At 64.9% G+C, this 19,043-nt stretch carries 16 protein-coding genes; 13 read left to right on the top strand and 3 right to left on the bottom strand.

Going from position 1 to position 19,043, the window contains the following annotated elements:
• The first annotated feature begins 43 nt into the window (after positions 1-43).
• The 6 genes from N3C12_16055 to N3C12_16030 all read left to right on the top strand — a co-directional run bounded on the left by N3C12_16055 (position 44) and on the right by N3C12_16030 (position 6,451).
• Entirely contained in the window at positions 44-1,681 is a 1,638-nt protein-coding gene (locus tag N3C12_16055; GenBank protein ID MCX8073929.1) for a hypothetical protein, read from the top strand.
• Between the two features lie 226 nt (positions 1,682-1,907).
• The gene (locus N3C12_16050) at positions 1,908-3,074 is read left to right on the top strand and encodes an acyl-CoA dehydrogenase (protein MCX8073928.1); all 1,167 of its coding nucleotides are present in this window, start codon (positions 1,908-1,910) and stop codon (positions 3,072-3,074) included.
• Positions 3,075-3,094: 20 nt separating this feature from the next.
• Complete coding sequence (locus N3C12_16045) at positions 3,095-3,433, top strand: hypothetical protein (GenBank protein MCX8073927.1); 339 nt, start codon at positions 3,095-3,097, stop codon at positions 3,431-3,433.
• Positions 3,421-4,644 carry an anion transporter gene (locus N3C12_16040; protein MCX8073926.1) on the top strand — a complete coding sequence of 408 codons (1,224 nt, stop codon included), beginning with the start codon at positions 3,421-3,423 and terminating at the stop codon, positions 4,642-4,644. The genes N3C12_16045 and N3C12_16040 overlap by 13 nt, the downstream gene beginning before the upstream one ends.
• Before the next feature lie 117 nt (positions 4,645-4,761).
• Positions 4,762-5,895: a DGQHR domain-containing protein gene (locus N3C12_16035; protein ID MCX8073925.1), complete on the top strand. Its 1,134-nt coding sequence runs from the start codon at positions 4,762-4,764 to the stop codon at positions 5,893-5,895.
• 46 nt (positions 5,896-5,941) lie between these two features.
• A complete protein-coding gene (locus tag N3C12_16030; GenBank protein MCX8073924.1) occupies positions 5,942-6,451 on the top strand; it encodes a hypothetical protein in 510 nt (169 codons plus the stop codon).
• Between the two features lie 60 nt (positions 6,452-6,511).
• Here N3C12_16030 and aat read toward each other — a convergent pair whose 3' ends face one another.
• The 3 genes from aat to N3C12_16015 form a co-directional block, all read right to left on the bottom strand.
• Positions 6,512-7,168, bottom strand: coding sequence for a leucyl/phenylalanyl-tRNA--protein transferase (gene aat / locus N3C12_16025; GenBank protein ID MCX8073923.1), 657 nt, complete (start codon positions 7,166-7,168; stop codon positions 6,512-6,514).
• Positions 7,169-7,251: 83 nt separating this feature from the next.
• The gene (locus N3C12_16020) at positions 7,252-8,463 is read right to left on the bottom strand and encodes an MFS transporter (protein ID MCX8073922.1); all 1,212 of its coding nucleotides are present in this window, start codon (positions 8,461-8,463) and stop codon (positions 7,252-7,254) included.
• Between the two features lie 556 nt (positions 8,464-9,019).
• Complete coding sequence (locus tag N3C12_16015) at positions 9,020-9,967, bottom strand: bifunctional methionine sulfoxide reductase B/A protein (protein ID MCX8073921.1); 948 nt, start codon at positions 9,965-9,967, stop codon at positions 9,020-9,022.
• Between the two features lie 334 nt (positions 9,968-10,301).
• On the opposite strand from N3C12_16015, the gene N3C12_16010 reads away from it, so the two are divergent.
• The 7 genes from N3C12_16010 to N3C12_15980 all read left to right on the top strand — a co-directional run bounded on the left by N3C12_16010 (position 10,302) and on the right by N3C12_15980 (position 18,699).
• Positions 10,302-11,291: a MoxR family ATPase gene (locus N3C12_16010; GenBank protein MCX8073920.1), complete on the top strand. Its 990-nt coding sequence runs from the start codon at positions 10,302-10,304 to the stop codon at positions 11,289-11,291.
• Positions 11,292-11,358: 67 nt separating this feature from the next.
• Complete coding sequence (locus N3C12_16005; GenBank protein MCX8073919.1) at positions 11,359-12,234, top strand: DUF58 domain-containing protein; 876 nt, start codon at positions 11,359-11,361, stop codon at positions 12,232-12,234.
• Complete coding sequence (locus N3C12_16000; protein ID MCX8073918.1) at positions 12,231-13,250, top strand: BatD family protein; 1,020 nt, start codon at positions 12,231-12,233, stop codon at positions 13,248-13,250. The genes N3C12_16005 and N3C12_16000 overlap by 4 nt, the downstream gene beginning before the upstream one ends.
• Entirely contained in the window at positions 13,240-14,235 is a 996-nt protein-coding gene (locus N3C12_15995) for a VWA domain-containing protein (protein MCX8073917.1), read from the top strand. The genes N3C12_16000 and N3C12_15995 overlap by 11 nt, the downstream gene beginning before the upstream one ends.
• The gene (locus N3C12_15990) at positions 14,232-15,260 is read left to right on the top strand and encodes a VWA domain-containing protein (GenBank protein MCX8073916.1); all 1,029 of its coding nucleotides are present in this window, start codon (positions 14,232-14,234) and stop codon (positions 15,258-15,260) included. Before N3C12_15995 ends, N3C12_15990 begins: the two co-directional genes overlap by 4 nt.
• A complete protein-coding gene (locus tag N3C12_15985; protein ID MCX8073915.1) occupies positions 15,257-16,171 on the top strand; it encodes a tetratricopeptide repeat protein in 915 nt (304 codons plus the stop codon). The genes N3C12_15990 and N3C12_15985 overlap by 4 nt, the downstream gene beginning before the upstream one ends.
• 11 nt (positions 16,172-16,182) lie before the next feature.
• Positions 16,183-18,699 carry a BatD family protein gene (locus N3C12_15980; GenBank protein ID MCX8073914.1) on the top strand — a complete coding sequence of 839 codons (2,517 nt, stop codon included), beginning with the start codon at positions 16,183-16,185 and terminating at the stop codon, positions 18,697-18,699.
• Positions 18,700-19,043: the final 344 nt, after the last annotated feature.

Here is a 19,043-nt window from a genome sequence, read left to right as displayed (position 1 = left end):
GCTTTGCACCGCGAGCAAACCGTGCCATGAGCGATAGCCACCGATGCGCAACCGAAGCTCGATTTCCCACGCCCGCTCACGGACCGAGCTGCCGAAGCTCCTGGCCGCGGTTCTCCTCACGACTGTTATCGCCGCACTGCAGCGCCGCTTCGTCCTTCATGCCGGCGGGTTGTGGCGCGACGAAGCGAACAGCGCCAACCTGGTGGCACTGCGCGACTGGTGGAGCATTTGGGAGCACGCGCGCTACGACTCCTTTCCTCTCCTGTGGAACGCGCTCGTTTGGCTGCTCGGTAACGCGGGATGGACCGACGACACCTCGCTCCGCCAGGCCGGTTTGCTCATGGGATGGGCGCAACTCGCGGCTCTGTGGTGCGCCGCCCGCGTGGCCGCCGCCACTGCGCCCCTCCTCGCGCTCGCGCTCTACGCGCTTTCGCCCTCGACCATCGTTTACGGCAGCATGTTTCGCGGCTACGGCCTCAGCGCCGCAGTGTTCCTGCTCGCCACCGCGGGCCTCATCCACTTCTTGCGCAGCCCAACGCGCAGCCGCGCTGCGGTCTTGGCTCTCGCCAATATCGCCGCCGTTCAGGCGAATTTCGCAAATGGCGTGCTCCTCGCCGCGACCCATGCCGCAGCGGCACTGGTGTTTTGGCCCTCCGCGCCGCATGCGCGGCGCATTTGGGCTGGCCTTGCCGTGGCATTCGGCGCCGCCACCCTGTCGCTCGGACTCTCCTGGCACTGGATTGCCTATGCCTTCGAAGTCGGCAGCGCCGAGCAGCGGCCCGTAACCCTGACGGGAGTCGCGCGCGTGTGGTGGGAAAGTCTCGGCACTGCACTCCCCGCCCAGTTTTTGCTCTGGCTCGCTGCGCTCGCCATCGTCGTTGGCGGCAGCGCACGCTGCCTGCGCTCCCGAGCAGCATCCCAACCGGAATGCGTGCTTGCCCTCGCTGCCTTGATCGGTCTCGCCGGGTTTCTCGTCTATTTCCGGACAATTGCTCGCTTGCCGAGCCAAGAGTGGCACTACTTTTCCCTCAACGCGCTGCTCGCTCTCGCAGCGGAAGCGAACTTGGCCCACCTCTTGGTGGCGCGCCCCAAAACCGCACAATGGTTCGTGCTCGCGATGCTCGCCTCGGCCGCGGCCGTTACCGCTTGGCAAGACCTACCGAGCACGAAAGTCCGCGCCACCAATGCCGACCTCATCGCCGCTGCCGTCGCACACGAAGCAGCGCCGACGGACCTCGTGGTGGTCGCTCCCTGGTACTGCGGGATCAGCTTCGGCCGTTACTATCGCGGCCAAGCGCCGTGGATGACTCTCCCCGATATTCCCGACCGCCGCTTTCACTACCATTTGCAAATTCGCGCCAAGATCGCCCGCGGAAGCCAAGGCATCGCCGCCGAACGCCAGCGCATCGAAGACACCCTTCAAAGCGGGCACCGCGTGTGGCTCGTGGGCGATTTAAGTGCGCCTCCACCCGGCCACCCGGTGCCCACGATGCCGCCAGGGCCTCACCCGGTCACCGGCTGGCGTGCCGGGCCCTACCTCGAAGCGTGGGAGCAAGAGATCGCTGTGCTGCTGCGCGAGCACGCAACCGGCATTTGGGCGGTGGAACTCCCCGACACCCAGCCCATCAATCGCTGGGAGAACCTCCGACTCACGGTGATCGAGGGGTGGCGCTCCCACTGATCCGTCGCCGCGAGGCGAACAGAGGGCTTCCCGCCCCGTTCCGCTCAGACGGAGCATGCGATCGATCGCTGGGAGCGAGCCGGCAGACCGTCAGCCAAGTTCCGTTGATCCGAGTGATTCGATTTTGTCCGCACCCCCACGACCAACCTGTTCGCTCCGACAACAGTTGGCACAAGTGGAGTTCCTTTGCGATAAGGGCGGCCATTCCCAGTGAGGTGACCGCACCATGCAACGATTTTCCGGAGTCGATTACTACGGCCTCGACGATCTGCTCACCCCGGAGCAGCGCTTGATTCAGCGGACGGTGCGCGAGTTCGTGGAGAGCGAGGCGTTGCCCGTTATCGAAGACTGCCATGCCCGCGAGGAGTTTCCCAGGCACTTGATCCCGCGCATGGCCGCGCTTGGCCTCTTTGGCGCAAACCTGCACGGCTATGGTTGCGCCGGCTTGGACAACATCGCTTACGGCCTGATTTGCCAAGAGCTGGAACGTGGCGACAGCGGGCTGCGCTCGATGGTGTCCGTGCAAGGCTCGCTGTGCATGTACCCGATTTATGCCTTCGGCTCGGAGGAGCAGAAACAGCGCTGGCTCCCTCCCATGGCCAAGGGAGACGTGATCGGTTGCTTCGGCCTTACCGAACCGGACCACGGCTCCGACCCGGGCGGGATGGAAACCAAAGCGCGGCGCGACGGTTCGCATTGGGTCCTCACAGGCACCAAGCGCTGGATTACCAACGGCTCGATTGCACAACTCGCTGTAATCTGGGCGAAAACCCCGGAGGGCATTCGGGGGTTTTTGGTCGAAACCGATCGTCCCGGGTTTTCCGCGCGCGATATCAAAGGGAAATTCTCGCTGCGCGCATCGATCACTTCCGAGCTCGTTCTCGACGAAGTCCGCGTGCCTGATGCCAACGTCCTCCCCGGCGTGCTCGGTCTCAAAGGCCCGTTTTCCTGCCTCACGCAAGCCCGCTACGGCATCGTGTGGGGTGCTCTCGGGGCGGCCATGGCCTGTTATCACACCGCTCTGGAGTACGCGAAGACGCGGCATCAGTTCGAGCGGCCGATTGCAGGTTATCAACTCGTGCAGCAAAAGCTGGTGTTCATGCTGAGCGAGATCACGAAGGGGCAGTTGCTCGCTTACCGATTGGGGCAACTCAAAGACCAAGGCAAGTTGCGCCCGCAACAAGTGTCGCTGGCCAAGCGCAACAATGTGGCGCAAGCTCTGGAGATTGCCCGCTTGGCGCGCGACATTTTGGGGGCCAACGGCATTGTGAACGAATACCCGGTGATCCGCCACATGCTCAATTTGGAAACCGTGAATACGTACGAAGGCACCTACGATATGCACACGCTCATCGTCGGGCGGGACATCACCGGCTTCGACGCCATCCGTTAAACGGCGGGGAGGCGCAGCTCGTGGGCGCAAAACGCCGCCGCGGTGGTGGGCAGGTGTCGGTCAAGTCCGACCGCACCCTCAGCCAGCTCGGGGTGGTTGCCCGCCTCGCCAGCGGCGAGCAGGTGGTGGCGGTCGGCACCTGGTACCAACTGCGCGAGCAAGATCGCGTCGTGAGCCTCGCCTTTACGCTCGACGGCGACGAGTTGTGCGTGGGCTACGCCGCGCAACAAGGCGAACGCTGGCAACCGGTGGAGATGGAACCGTACTCGCTGCGCGCCCTCGGCTACTGGCAACGGTGGCTGAAGCGCCACGGTATTGCCGTGCGCAAGGTCGGCTGCCGGCGACCATGGACCGCCTGACGCTCGCGCTTTTCCTCGTCTCCTACGCCCTGCTGGCCGTGGGCGGCCTGCCTCCGTTCCGCTTCGACCGTACCGGCATCGCCATTATGGGCGCTGCCGCCATGCTGCTCACCGGGGCGATTCCGCTCGACGCTGCCGTCGAGGCCGTCGATTACCGCACGTTGATCTTCCTCTTCGGCATGATGATCGTGGTCGCCAACCTTCGCCTGGCGGGGTTTTTCCGTCTGGTCACCGCCGGCGCTGTGGCCCGCGCGCGCTCGCCGCGGCAGCTCCTGGCGGTCACGGTGTTCGTACCGGGGATCCTCGCGGCTTTTTTCATCAATGATGTCGTGTGTCTCGTTTGCACTCCGCTGGTGTTGCAAGTTGCCCACCGCCTGCGCCTCCCGCCCACACCGTATTTGCTCGCGCTCGCCACTGCGGCGAACATTGGCAGTGCGGCCACGATCAGCGGCAATCCGCAAAACATGCTGGTCGCCAGTTTCGCGCGCGTTCCGTACGCGGACTTTGCCCTGCACCTCGCGCCGCTCGCCGCGGCCGGCCTCGTAGTGGATTACGCCATCTTGCGCCTCCTCTTCCGCCGCGAACTCTATGGGCACCTTACGGTACCGGCAACCGACTTACTCGAGCGGCGGGTGCACAAGCCGCTGCTGTACAAGTCGAGTTTTGCCGCATTGTTGACCGTGAGTTTGTTCTTTGCCGGTTACCCCGTCGCGGAAGTATCCCTCGGCGTGGCCGCCTGGCTTCTCGCCACGCGCCGCGTGCGCCCTGAGAAGATTTACCGGGAAATCGATTGGCCGCTGCTGGTGCTGTTCATTGGCCTGTTCGTGATCGTGGGTGCCGTCGAGCATGCGGGAATCGACCGCCGCGTGCTTTCCGCCGTGGCCAGCATCCACCATTGGGGCGTCGCGGCGCTCCTCGCCGCCACCGCTGCGCTTTCCAACCTGGTGAGCAACGTGCCGGCGGTGATGTTGCTCAAACCCGCCGTTGTGCAGGCAACCGACCCAACACGCACCGCCATGCTCGTTGCCGCCGCCAGCACGTTTGCCGGCAATCTGCTCACCATTGGCTCGGTGGCCAACCTGATTGTGCTCGAACAAGCCCGGCGCGCCGGGATCGCGATTTCGTTTTGGCAATACGCCCGCGTGGGAATTCCCGTGACTCTTGCCACCCTGACGCTGACGGTTCTCACCTTCGCCTATGTGTACCGCTGACGGCCGAGGACACGGCCCGCCTGCGTACGCCTCCCGCGTTCACCAAGCACTCTCTCGCCGGCTTGACCGAGCTGCTTCCGCTCCCGTAGAGTGCCGCTGTGGGCAAAAGGAGGCGCGATGACGTCGGTTCCAGCCATCCGGCTGCATCAGTTCGGCGTGGTGTTTTATCAGTGCTCACTCGCGGTGCGAGACATTCAGCGTCTGGTACGTTTCGAAGTGCTGAGTTACGGCCATGAAGGGCGCACGCACGGGCGGCGGCCGCTCAAAACGCAGCGGGCCGGGAAGATCAACTGGGAGGTGCTCGAAGAAAAGATTGCCCACAGCGAGGAGGCTTACCAGCGCCCCATTATCCAGCGCAAAATTGCCGAGCTGATCGACTACTATTTGCAGTGCGCCGAAACGCAAACTCTCCCCGCCATTCCGGGCGCCGTGCTGCTCACTTCCGAGCGGCGACTGGAGTTCGTGCCCGTCACCGCCCATCGCGTGCTCGGCATCTTGCAACTGCCCAGCGAGGAGGGCTGCTTGCGAGCGTTGGATGGCCAGCACCGGTTGCTCGCCCTGCACCAATTGGCGGAGCAAGGACAACCGCCCGACGTGCAAGTGCCGGCTATCGTGTTCGACTGCCTGACTCCCGACCAAGTGGTGGAACTGTTCGTCACGATCAACGCCAAGCACACGCGCCTGAACCCGTCGCACCTGATTTCGCTCGCGGGACGTCGCTTGTATCCGGACCCGACGCTGGCCGCCGCGCACGACGTGGTGCGCGCGCTCAGCGAAGATCCTGCCTCCCCGCTCCATGGCGAGATCAAGTTGTTCGGGGTGGGGCGGGGCCGCGTGGCGCAAGCACCGCTTGCCGAGGAACTCAAGGGCGTGCTCACCGCCCTGGAAGCGCTCGGCGGGCGGCAAGCGGAAGACTTTCGCGAGCGTTCCGCCAAGTTTTTTCTCACCTACTTCCGGGCGGTCTCCAACGTGTTTCCGCGGGCCTGGACCGGCAAGCGCTACAGCATCAAAACCGCGGCGGCCTTGCGCGCCTTCATCCGTGTGGTCCCCGACGTACTTGCTGCGGTACGGAAAAACGGCGGCGATCCGCTCGATGCCGGGGCGCTGCATCGCGTGCTGGAACCGTGGAGCACCTACTTGGGCGATGCACGCTTCGAGACCGATGGGGAATGGCGGTTGAAGCTCGGCGGAGGCACTAGGGGCACGGTGGAAATTCTTACCCGCGAGCTGCGCACCGCCTTAGGTGCATGAACTCCGGGACTTGCCACTGGCGGTCGCGGCGCGGAAGATGACGGGCATGCCCCGCTGGCATCGCAAGCACAAAGCCAGAGCCTGGTTCGTGACACCGCGCGATCCCGGAAACCTCCGCGCGCTGGCATGCCTCCTCGCGTTGCTCTGCCTTGCGCCGGGAGGGAGGCCGCAACCCGGTGCGCGCCGGTTCGTGGCGGTCACGCCCGCCCCCGCCGCTCCAGACCCGGCTCGCCTGAGCGTAGTGGCGACCGATCAGTTGACCGACGGCCAACAGATCGCTCTCCGCGCGGTGGTGCGGAACGACGGCAACGAGCCGGTGGAGGGCGTGCGCCTCGTGCTCAAACTCCTCGCCGCCCCGGATGCCGGAGCCCGCGAGCTCGATCGCTTTTACAAGTTCATGGACGTTCGCCTGGCCCCCGGTGCCACGCAAATGGTCCGCTGGGATGTGTATACCACTTACGCAGGCGAAGTTGGGCCGACTGGGTTTTTGCTGGAAGCGTACGCGGTGCGCAAAGGGAGTGTGACGTTTCCGCCGCCACCCGACTGGCGGGAGTGACAGCGGCACACAAACCGAGGGCATTGCAGCTCGCGCAGCGAGGGCGCGAGCTACCAGAGCTCACTCGAACAAGCGTAAACCACGCTCCCGCGTGGCGGCCAGCTTGGCGAGAAACTCCTCGCGGGTGATCACGTGCGCCCCGAGGCGCGCCATGTGCGGGGTCATCATTTGGATATCGATCCAGTCCAACCCCCGGCTGGCGAGATGATCGATCAAAAACAACAAGGCGAGCTTGGAGGCGTTGGGTTCGCGGTAAAACATGCTTTCGCCAGCAAACGCGCCATCAATGTCGACCCCGTACACACCGCCCACAAGCTTCCCGTCGCGCCACGCTTCGACGCTGTGCGCCACCCCCATCTCGTGAAGGCGCGTGTAGGTACGAATCACCTCGGGGGTGATCCAGGTGCCCTCTTGGTGCGGCCGCGGCGTTTCGGCGCAAGCGCGGATGACGGCGGGAAACGCGCGGTCGATGGTGAACTCCAGCGTGCAGCGCCGGCGGGCTTGCCGCAAACTGCGGGGTACGTGCAAGCGAGCAAATTCGAGAATCGCGCGCTCCTTGGGGCAAAACCACAGCATCGGCAGCCCCGGCACCGGCCACGGGAAAATGCCCTGCCGGTACGCGTAAAGCACCGTGCGCGCGTCGAGCCGGCCGCCGATGGCGACCAAACCGTCGCGGTCATCATCTACCACCGTTGGGGACCACTCATCGCGCGGCATAGGTTCCTCGTTCTGCTCGACTCCGGCCGGTCATACGCCGGCAATCGCGCTCCAATATAACGGATCTCCGCAGCTTGCCGCACTCAAGGCCGAATTTCGCCGCGGATCGTGTAGGTGCGTAATGCAGGAACACGGAGCGCAATGGCAGCGACCACCAGCAGGCAACCCACGCCGCCGCTCACCACGGAAAACGTCGGCGAGGTCAGCGCCGCCACGAAGCCCGATTCCACGGCGCCGAGTTGATTCGAGGCGTTGATGAACATGAAATTGATCGCACTCACCCGCCCGCGCAAATGATCAGGGGTATTCAGTTGCACGATCGTGCTGCGCATCACCACACTGATTTGATCCGCCATGCCGGCCATCATGTACGCTGCAACCGACAAAGGAAACCAGCGCGATAGGCCGAAGACGATGGTGGCGACGCCGAACACCGCCACAGCCGACAGCAGAGCGCGGCCAGCCCGCCGGATCGGCGGCAACAGCATCAGGGCAAGCGAGGTCAGCAAGGCGCCCATTTCCAAGGAGGCCGACAGGATCCCGTAGCCGCGCGGACCCACGCGCAGGATCTCGTTCGCGTACACTGGGAGCAACGCCGTCGCACCGCCGAAGATCACCGCCAGCATGTCGAGCAGCATGCAACCCCACACCACCGGCCGACTGGCCACGAAGCGCACCCCTCGCACCATCGCCTGCCAGCCCATGGCGCGCCCCGTGCCCTCGGGCCAACTCGGTCGCACGCGCGTCAGCCCCGCAATCGCCACCAACAACAAACCGCCCGCCAGCCCATAGGCCGCAGCAACTCCTGCTGCCGCAATCACCATTCCACTGAGCGCCGGGCCAGTGGCAAAAGCTAACGCTTGGACGGTGGAAGCCAGCGTCACTGCCCGGGGAAAGTCTGCCGGGGGCACGAGATTCGGCAAGATCGAAGCGCGCGCAGGATTGTCGAATGCCGCGGCGGCGGCCTGAACAAAAATCACCGCGTATACCACGATCAGCGTCACCCACCCGTGCGCGGTGCTCCACGCTAGCAGCGCTGCACCCGCAAGCGCTACCGACTGCGCCAGCATCACGATGCGGCGCCGCTCGTAGCGATCGGCCACCATGCCGCCGACCAGGAGCAGGGAAAATGCGGGCACGAACTGCACGAGTCCGACGAGCCCGAGGTAAAACGGCGAGCGCGAGAGTTCGAAAATGTGCCACGCCACCGTGGCGCGCATGAGCGTCATCGACGTGGCCGCACAGAACCGGCTGAGCAAATACGACCACACATCGGCGGGGAACCGACGAGTCATGAACGCTCACCGCTACCCATCCCACCTGGGAGCCGCAAGGGCGCAGCAGAGGCAACAAGCGGTGTGTCGCAAGGCAACCCTTGTCGTCGTACGCCCCGTCGCCAGCGAGCACGGATTCAGGATAGCCAATCGCCACCGCCGCCGCAGCAGCCAGAAGCCTCGAGCCTGCGAGCATCCGCGGGTCAATTACCTGGTGTCCACTATTCCGTCCTGCATTGGCCGCACCTATTGCGCGCCGACCGCCGTTCCCAGCTCGCCGCTCGCTGGTCACCACCGCCTCCCCGGCCCTGCGTTTATTGCGCCGCCCCAGGGCGGCGCCATGGGACAGCGGCGCAAACGCTGCACAAGCATTTCGTCACGCGTCGCCACATCCTGCCGGCGACGTTTGCACACGCACTCCACACGCCGCGCGTCTCGTTGGCATTATCTCGGCGAGACGTGGCAGCCTTCGTTCCCGACGGAGGCAGGCGGACGTCCTTTCCGCCCCGTCGCTCGCGGCTCGCTACTCCTGCCGCACAATTGCTGCCGCTTCGGGGGATTACCCGTCGCGCCGGGCTTACTCCCAGGGGTTCGACACGTGGCAGGGGCGTCCGGTCTTGGCGATGTAATCCTGATGGTAATCCTCGGCTGGCCAAAAGGTTTTTGCCGGTTCCACCAGCGTTACAATTTTGCGCCCGCCGTAGCGGCCACTCGCCTCGAGATCCTTGATGTACTCTTCCGCCTGCCGCCGCTGTTCTTCGTTCACGTACCAAATGCCTGAGCGGTACTGCTCGCCAATGTCCGGGCCCTGGCGGTTCCACTGCGTGGGGTCGTGCATGCGGAAAAACGCCTCTAGCAGCCGCCGGTAGGTGATGCGGCGCGGGTCGTACACCACCTTGACCGTCTCCGCATGCCCGGTGTTGCCTGAGCAGACTTGCTCGTACGTCGGCTGCTCCACGTGCCCCTGCATGTAGCCCGACACCGCATCGATCACCCCCGGGCCCTGCTGGAAATAATGCTCGATGCCCCAAAAACAGCCACCGGCAAAATAGGCCACTTCCGCCGGCACGGGCTGGCTTTCCGGCGGCAGCGGCTCGCCCTCCTTGTAAAACGTGAGTGCGGCGGAGTTGAGACAGTGCCGCTCTCCCGTGGGCGGCGGACCGTCATCGAACACATGCCCTAAGTGCGCTCCGCACCGCACGCAAACAATCTCCGTGCGCACCATCCCGTGCGACAAGTCCAATCGGCGCTCTACGTGCGCGCGGTCGAACTCCCGATAGAACGACGGCCACCCGGTGCCAGAGTGGAACTTGTGCTCGCTCTTGTACAGCGGAAGCCCGCACACCACGCACGCGTACACCCCGGGCTCGTGATGATCGACAAACTGCCCGCAAAACGGCGGCTCGGTTCCTGCGCGCTGGGTCACACGGTAGGCCTCAGCATCGAGCCGCGCAGCCAGGCGCTCCACTTCCTCGCGCGACAGCGGGGTGATGTCGTACAGCGACGGGGAATAACGCGGACGCATACGTTCTCGCTCCACTCCTTTCGCTCCCACTTGTGGCATCACGTCCGCACTCCGGCAAGCGGAGAGCAGCACGGCCACCAGGAAAATCCACGAGCACGCTTTCCAGCAGGAAACCGCCACAGCCCCCAATGTGCCACACCGCTCGCCGCGTTGCACGGGAGGCGGTCGCAAACTTGCGCGCTCGCGCATCGATGGTAAGAGTCGTTGCCTCGCACATGGCGCCACCAACATGCGTTTGAAGCAAAGCGACCACAGCCACGTCTGAGGGCGCGTTGCGCGCCGGCGCGGCACGGTGTTCCGCCGGCAACCGCAAGCGCAGGAGGAACAAACCAGGATGGAAGCAGGAACGAGTTTGTTGCAAGAGCAACTGCGTCAAGAAGCCACCCAGCTCTTTCGCGTGCGCGAAGAAATTGGCCGGGTCATCGTCGGCCAGCGCGCGCTGGTCGACCGCCTGCTCATCGGCTTGCTCGCAAACGGCCACGTGCTCCTCGAAGGAGTGCCGGGCTTGGCCAAGACCTTGTCGATCAAAACCTTGGCGCGCACGATCGACGCGAGTTTCCAGCGCGTGCAGTTCACGCCCGATCTGCTGCCGGCCGACTTAATCGGCACCCTCGTCTACCAGCCGCAAAACGGCACGTTCACCACGAAGAAGGGGCCGATCTTCGCCAACATCGTGTTGGCCGACGAAATCAATCGCGCCCCGGCCAAGGTACAAAGTGCCTTGCTCGAGGCGATGCAAGAGCGGCAAGTGACCATCGGCGAAGAAACCCACCCGCTTCCCGATCCCTTCCTCGTGTTGGCCACCCAAAACCCCATCGAACAAGAAGGCACGTACCCGCTGCCCGAAGCACAAGTGGATCGCTTCATGCTGAAGCTCACCATCCAGTACCCGAGTAAAAGCGAGGAACGGCAGATTCTCGACCGCATGGCCTCCACCTTACCGCCCCCGGAGCCGGCGCCGGTGCTCTCCACGCGCGACATCGTGCGGCTCCGCCAACTCGTCGACCAAGTGTACGTGGACGACAAGATCAAGGACTACATTGTCGACCTGGTGTTCGCCACACGCGAGCCTCAAGCATACCAGCTCGACCTGCAGCGCTGGATTCAGTACGGCGCCTCGCCCCGCGCCACGTTGTACTTAACCCTGGCGGCCAAGGCCCACGCCCTCCTGCAAGGCCGCGGCTACGTCACCCCCCAGGACGTGAAATCCCTGGCGCCGGACGTGCTCCGGCACCGCGTCATTGTCTCCTACGAAGCCGAGGCCGAGGACATCACAGCTGACGAAATCGTCAAACGCGTGCTCGATGGCGTTCCCGTACCGTGAGGCACGGCAGCACTGGCGAATGCCTTGCGGCTGACGGTTCCCCGCGCGCGTGCAGGGCTTGGACACCATGCTCACGACGGAACAACTGCGAGCAATCCGCAAGATTCAAATCCACACCAGTCACTTGGTGAGCGACTTTTTTGCCGGAGCGTACCATAGCGTCTTCAAAGGCCGCGGGATGGAGTTTTCTGAAGTGCGCCCCTACGTGCCCGGCGACGACGTGCGCACCATCGATTGGAACGTCACAGCCCGCACCGGCACGCCCCACGTGAAGCGCTATGTGGAAGAACGGGAACTCGCGGTGATGCTGCTCGTCGATGCCAGCCGCTCTACTCGCTTTGGGTCTGTTCGCCAATTGAAAAGCGAACTCGCGGCCGAGCTGGCCGCGCTGCTCGCCTTCGCTGCCATCCGCAACAACGATAAAGTCGGCCTGATCTTATTCACCGACCAGGTGGAGCACTCCCTGCGGCCGAAAAAAGGGACGCGGCATGTGCTGCGCGTGGTGCGCGACGTGTTGTCGTTCGTTCCGCGCGGGCACAGCACCAGCCTCACCGCCGCCATTGAGCATCTCGTCCATGTGCACAAACGCCGCTCGGTCGTCTTCGTCCTGTCGGATTTTCTCGACCCCGAGGGCTATGCCGCACTGAAACTCGCCCGCCAACGGCACGACTTGATCGCCATCGTGCTCGACGACCCGCGCGATTTCGAATTGCCCCCGCTCGGGTTGCTCCGGCTCACCGATCCGGAAACCGGGCGCACTCTGCTCGTCGATAGCTCCCACCCGCAAGTGCGCCGCCGCTTTACCGAGCAGGCCCGCGCGTTTGCCGAGGAGCGCTTGCGCCGTCTGCGCGCCTGCGATGTGGATACTGTTGTCGTCCGCACCGACGAACCCTACGCGCCTGCGCTGGTGCGCTTTTTCCGCACGCGGGAGAAACGCCGATGACAGCTGCCCGTATCCGCATCCCGTTACCAGTTCTGCTCTGCCTCTTGCTCGCTGCCGCCGCACCCCAGCCCGCTGCCAGCCAGGAGTCGCCCCCTCCGTTGCAAACCACGGCAACCCCGGAAGCCGCGGCTTCACCGGACACTCCCTTGGTACTCGTGCGCGCCCACGCCGAGCCTGCACACGTCACCATTGGCGACCGCCTGCGCTACACGATCGAGGTGGAGGCGCCGGAAGGAACCAAGCTCAGCGTGCCCGTGCTCGCGGAGCGCATAGGGGTGTTCGAAATTGTCGACTTCGGCTCGGAACCGCCCCGCAGCCACAACGGCCGCGTGCGCACCGCTCACTGGTACACACTCACCACCTTCGACACTGGCCGCTACGTGCTGCCCGCGCCCACCGTGCAGGTGCAACAGGGAGAAGGGAAACACGCGGTGCAAGGCAACGAGGTCACTGTCGAAGTCCGCAGTGTGCTTCCGAAGAACGAAGGGGCCACCGACATCCGCGACATCAAGCCGCTGGTCTCGGCACCGAGAGACTACCGTCCGTTGTACTTCGGAGCCGCCTCGCTCGCAGGCTTGCTCGCACTCGCCGCGGCTCTGTGGTTTCTCTTCAATCGCCCCAAGAAGGCCTACGTAGTCCCACCGCCTCCGCCGCACGAGATCGCCCTGCGCGCGCTCGATCGCTTGTGGGCGCGGCACGATCTCCAAGAAGGGCGCTGGGAGCCTTACTACGTTGAACTCAGCAGCATCGTGCGGAAGTACTTGGAGGAGCGCTTCCATCTCCGCGCTCCGGAAATGACCACGGAAGAATTTCTCGCTGCCGCCCGCACCGACAGCCGCCTCACGGCCGCGCAGCGCGAGTTGCTTGCCGACTTCCTCGTGCAAGCCGATTTGGTGAAGTTTGCGCGCGCGGTGCCGAGCTTCGCCGATGCCGAGGCTGCCTACCGCAGCGCCCGCCGCTTCGTCGACGAAACCAAACTGACTACAACTGCGGAGGAGGAACGCCGTGCAGCTTGAGTATCCGTGGGTACTGCTGCTGCTCGCATTTCTGCCCTTGCTCCTCTGGTGGTGGAACCGTCCCACGACGAACGAGGCGGCTCCTCTGCCCTTTTTTCCGCACCTGCCCAGCGCTCCCCTCGGACGCGTCCGCTGGCAATGGCTGCCGAACGCCCTCCGCACCCTCTGCCTCGCCGCGCTCGTGGTGGCCGCCAGCCGCCCGCAGTACGGCACGGCGGAAAGCGAGTACCGCGGCGAAGGTATCGATATTGTCTTGGCCGTCGATATCTCCGGCAGCATGTTGGCGGAGGATTTCACCAAGCCTTCCGGGGAGCGCGCCAACCGCCTCGAAGTGGTCAAAGACGTTGTGCGCGAGTTCGTGGCGCGCCGGCGCAACGATCGCATTGGCCTGGTGGTGTTTGCGGGTCGGCCGTACACGCAGTGCCCGCTCACGCTCGATCACGGCTGGCTACTGCGCAACCTGGAGCGCGTGCAAATCGGGATGATCGAAGATGGCACGGCCATCGGATCGGCGCTGGCGACCGCCGCTGGGCGCCTGGAGGCTTCGGACGCCAAAAGTAAAGTCATCGTGCTGCTCACCGACGGGCAAAACAATGCTGGAAAGGTGTCGCCGAAAACAGCCGCGGAAGCTGCCGCCACCCTCGGTATTCGTGTGTACACCATCGGCGCGGGCACCCGCGGACTGGCCCCGTTTCCCGCCCGCGATGTGTTCGGGAATCGGGTGTACCGGCCCATGCCGGTGGATGTCGACGAAGCCACGCTACAAGAAGTCGCCGAGCTCACCGGCGGTCGGTACTTCCGCGCCACCGACACTGCGAGCTTGCGGCAAGTGTACAACGAGATCGACCGCATGGAGCGCACCGAGTTTACCGCCCCGCGCTACCACGCGTACGAAGACGCCTATCCGTGGTTTATTCTCGCTGGCCTGTTGTTGTACGTCAGCGAGCTCGTCCTTCGCCACACTTGGCTTCGGGTGGTGCCGTGACGATTCCCTGGTACAAACCAACGCTGTTGGTGCTCCTTGCCCTCGTGCCACTGCTCGTGGTGCTGCTCGCCCTTGCGGAGCGACGGCGCCGCCGCGCCTACGAGCGGTTTGCGGCGCTGCACCTCTGGCACAAGTTCGCCCCCTCGGCACGGCTCGAGCCCGAGGGCTGGTCGTGGGCAGTGCCCGCGCTCACGGTCGTGCTGCTCACTGCTGCGGCTGCTGGCCCGCAGTGGGGCTTTCGTTGGCAAGAGGTGCGGGGGCAAGGGATCGACCTGGTGATTGCCCTCGACACTTCGCGCAGCATGCTGGCGCAAGACGTCAAGCCGAGCCGCTTGCTGCGCGCCAAACTGGAAATCCAGGACTTGGTCAAAAAGCTCCGCGGCGATCGTGTGGCGTTGGTGGCCTTCGCGGGCACCGCCTTCACTCAGTGCCCGCTCACCCTGGACTACAATGCTTTCTTGGAAACGCTGCGGGCCACCGACGTCGGCATCGTTCCGCGCGGCGGCACATCGCTAGCGGCTGCCATCCGCACGGCCCTGCAGGCCTTCGAGGGTCACGAAGGCACGTACCGCGCGGTGGTGTTGCTGACCGACGGGGAAGACCATGAAGGCGGGGTAGACGAGGCGATTGAGCTCGCTGCCCAAAGCGGGGTGAGAATTTACACCGTGGGCGTCGGCTCCCCGGAGGGCGAACTCATCCCTACGAGCGAGAAGGGACAGGGAGGCTTCCTCAAAGATCGTCGCGGGCAGGTGGTGAAGTCGCGCCTCGATGAGGTCACCCTGCAAAAAATTGCGGAGAAAACTGGCGGTGCGTTCCTGCGCGGCAGCACGAGCCAACTCGGCTTGGAAACACTGTACGAGGAACACTTAGCCAAGCTCGACAAGCGCGAGCGCAAGAGCACGCTCGAAAAGCGGATGGAGCATCGCTTCTGGTGGCTGCTTGCACCTGCGGTCCTGTTGCTCGTCTTCGAACCCTACTGGCTCGTCCGCCGCGCCGCGCGGCAAACAAGAGGAGGTCAGCGGTGAGCGTCCTCGCAGTGTTGCCCTTGCTCTTCCTCGGCAGCTCGTGGCTCGCCCCGGCAAACGACAACCTGCGGGCTGCGGAACGGTTGCTCGGCGAAGGGAAAGCCGAAGCTGCGGTGGACAAACTCGGCCAGGCACTCGCCGACGAGCCGGACTCGCCGCTGATTGCGTACAACCTCGGCAACGCCCACTACCGTGCCAAACAGTACGAAGCCGCAGTGCAAGCATACCGGCGGGTGCGGGCGGACAAAGCCGACCCGGAGTTGGCCGCCCGCGCGATTTACAACAGCGCGAACGCGCTCTTCCGCATCGCACAAGGGCAAGAGCAGGATCGCCCCCAAGAAGCTCTAGCCAAGTACGCCGAAGCGCTCGTCGAGTACCGGCGCGCGCTGAGCCGCGCCCCCAACGACGAGGACGCCAAGTTCAACTACGAATACACGCAGCGAAAAATGGAAGAACTCCGCAAACGCCTGGAGGAAACGGCCAAGCAGCAGCCCACACCGCCTGCGGGCGAGCAGCAGCCGCCGCCGACGCCCGCGAACCAGGAGCAAGCAGCGGAACAAACCCCACCGGCGCCCTCCGACAGCAGCGGCCAGCAACAGCAAGCACAGGACCAACAAGAACACTCCGAGCAGCAAGCCGGGGGGCAAAATGCGCCGAGCGAGCCGCGAGCGAGCCAAGAAGAACAAGCACAAGCGCCGAGCGGTGCAGAGACCAGCGAGGAGGAAAGCACTGGCGAACCGCAGGGGGGAGCCGGCACGGGGGAGGCCGTGGCTTCCAGTAGCGAGGAAGCACGCGATCGGCGTGAGGCTCGCGCGCTCATCGATACGGCGCGTCAAGAGGAACTGTCGCCGATGGAATTCTGGCGGCAGCAACAGCACGGCGTGGTGGCAGAGCCGGCGCAAGACTGGTGATGGAGGCACTCGTGCTTTACGCGAGGGGATCAGTGCGGAAAGGCCGAGACGGCGCCAAGGCCTTTGCCTGCATCGTGCTCGGTGCGCTGCTGACGACCACCGCACCCCAACCGGCGATCGCGGCCATCGAGGTGCGCGCCACGTTGCAGCCGCCCACCGTGCAGGCGGGCGAGGCCGCCCTGCTCAGCATCGAAATCGCCGGGGCGCAAGATGCGCCTGCTCCAACGATCGCAGCCACGGAGGGCGTGCGTGTCGAATACATCGGCCCGGCCACGCAGGTGACCATCATCAACGGCCGGATGCAGGCGTCGGTGCAGCACCGCTACAGCGTCACGGCGGAAAAACCGGGCACCTACCGCCTCGGTCCGTTCACCGTGCTGCACGGCGGCCAGCGGTACGAGGCGCAAGCGGTCACCCTGCACGTGGCCGGCCGCGGGCAGGCCACAAGCCCGTACGGGGGCGCCTTGCGCCTGGTCGTCCGCGTTCCCCGCACCCGCTTGTACCTGCGCGAAAAAGTGCCCGTGGAGGTGGCGTTGTATGTCGGGGCGGTACGGGCTGGCGACTTGCAATACCCGAGCTTGCCCGCGGACGGGTGTGCTCTCGATCGCTTCCAAGAGCCCACACAAACGCAAGAGGAGATCGACGGGGTTACCTACACCGTGGTGCGCTTTGCCTCTTCTCTCACGCCCCTGCGCACCGGCACTCTGGTGCTCGGTCCGGCAACCACCCGCCTCAACGTGTACGAGCGGCGTCGCGGTGGGTTTTTTGACGATCCCTTTTTCTCGCAGCGGCGCCCCGTGAGTTTGGAAAGCGAACCCGTGACGCTCGAAGTGCTGCCGCTTCCGGAAGAAGGCAAACCCGCTACGTTCAGCGGTGCCGTGGGGCGCTTTTCGCTGGCTGTGCAGGCAAGCCCGACCGAACTGACCGTGGGCGATCCGATCACGCTCCGGATCGTTCTCCGCGGGCAAGGCAATCTCGACGGTGTGTCCCCGCCCGCGCTGCGCGAGTCGCCCGCCTGGCGGGTGTACGAGCCGCATGCGGTGAACGCGGAAGCGGGCGAGTTCGTTTTCGAGCAGGTGGCGATTCCCACCGAGCGAGTCAGCAGCCTGCCACCCATCGAGTTCAGCTACTTCGACCCCGAAGCGGGCCGTTACCACACGGAGCGCAGCCGCCCGATCGAAGTTACCGTGCGCCCGCGCGCCGAAAGCCCGCCAGCGCTGGCTGCTCCTGCGACACCCACGGCTCCGAGCGAGACGCTCGGGCGCGACATTGTGTACATCAAGGAAGAACCGGGGCGGTGGGTGCGCTTGCATGAGCGCAGTGCGCCCGCGCTCGTTGCCGTGCACGGCGGGCTTCTCGTTGTGCCCGTGGCCGCCTACCTCTTCGATCGCCGCCGGCGCCAACAAGCGGCCGATGCCCTTTTCCAGCAGCGCACCGCAGCCCGGAAAGTGGCTGCACGCGTGCTTGCCGAGTGTACGGCCGCGCGCTCTGCCGGCGACCCGCAGCGGTTTTATGACGTCATCGCCACCGGTTTGCGGGAATACTTGCGGCAGCGCTTTGCCTTACCCCCGGGCCGGCTCGACGCGGCAACTGTTCCGGAGCTCCCGATTGACCCGCCCCTCCGTGCCGATGTCGCCCGCCTTCTGGAAGCGTGCGAAGAGGTGCGTTTCGGTCAGCAAGTTTCAGCCGCCGCGGTGGAGGAGCACTGGCAACTGTTTCAGCGCGTGCTTGAAGAAAGCGACGGCAAAAGCCAGCGCGCTTGGCGCTGGCGCTTTTGGCTGCTCGCTTGGCTCCTGTGCAGCGTGGCGCGCCAGGCGTCGGCGGCCGTGCCCGACGCCTGGTTTCACCAGGGGAACAGCGCGTATGCGGCGCAAGACTACGCTGCTGCCATTGCTGCCTATGAGAAGGTGGTGGACCAAGGAGTGGGCTCAGCAAACCTGTTCTTCAACCTCGGCAACGCGTACTACAAGCTCGGCAACCTCGGCAAAGCCATTCTCAACTACGAGCGCGCCCACGCGCTCGCCCCGCGCGATGCCGACATCCTGGCCAATCTCGAGTTTGCCCGCAGCGAGGCGCGCGCCCCTGCGTGTGCGGCGCCGTGGTGGGAGCGAGCGATGTTTCCACTGGCGCCGCGCGTGTCGCGCGCCAGCCTGTGGCAGACCGCTTCGTTCGTTTACCTGCTCGCGTTGGGTTTGTGGACGGTAGCCTTCCTCCACCCAACCTGGCGCAAGCGCTGGCAGCAACTCGCGGTTGCGGCCACATTCATGGCGCTTGCGGCAGCAACGAACGCCCTGTGGGCGGACGTGGCTCGCCCGTGGAGTCGAACGGGAATCACATTAATGCCGGCGGTGGCACGATTTGCCCCGGAACCCCAAGCGACCGAATACTTCCGCTTACCTGCCGGAGCGGCGGTGAAGATTCGCGAACGACGCGGAGATTGGCTGCTCGCACAACGCTGCGATGGCCGGCGCGGCTGGGTGCAAGCTCGAGAGGTGGAAGCGTTGGCTCCGCTACCACCGCACCGTTGATGGGCAGTTTTAACCCGACTCCGGAGCGTACGTGCACCGCGGAATCACGGCAAAGCACCCACGGTAAACATTCAGTATTGACAAACGAGCCTGAGTCTTCGTATGGTGGGCGCCGCTCGCAGGAAGAACCAGTGGTCGCAACGGCGCCGCGCTCGAGGTGCGAGCAGCGCGGCAAAATTATTCAACGAGGGAGGGTACTCGATGAGGAGAATCACGGTGACAGCGGTCGTTGGAGCCCTGCTGCTCGCCGCAGGCACGAGCCATGCCGCCATCGACAAGTGCCAAAAGCGTATCCAGGGCGAGGGCGCAAAGCTACAAAAGTTCGTGTACGGCGCGTTGCAAAA

Source organism: Candidatus Binatia bacterium, assembly GCA_026415395.1.
Taxonomy (GTDB): Bacteria; Desulfobacterota; Binatia; order HRBIN30; family HRBIN30; genus HRBIN30.
Note: the sequence above shows the minus strand (reverse complement) of the source record. Positions and strands in the feature narration are given on the sequence as shown.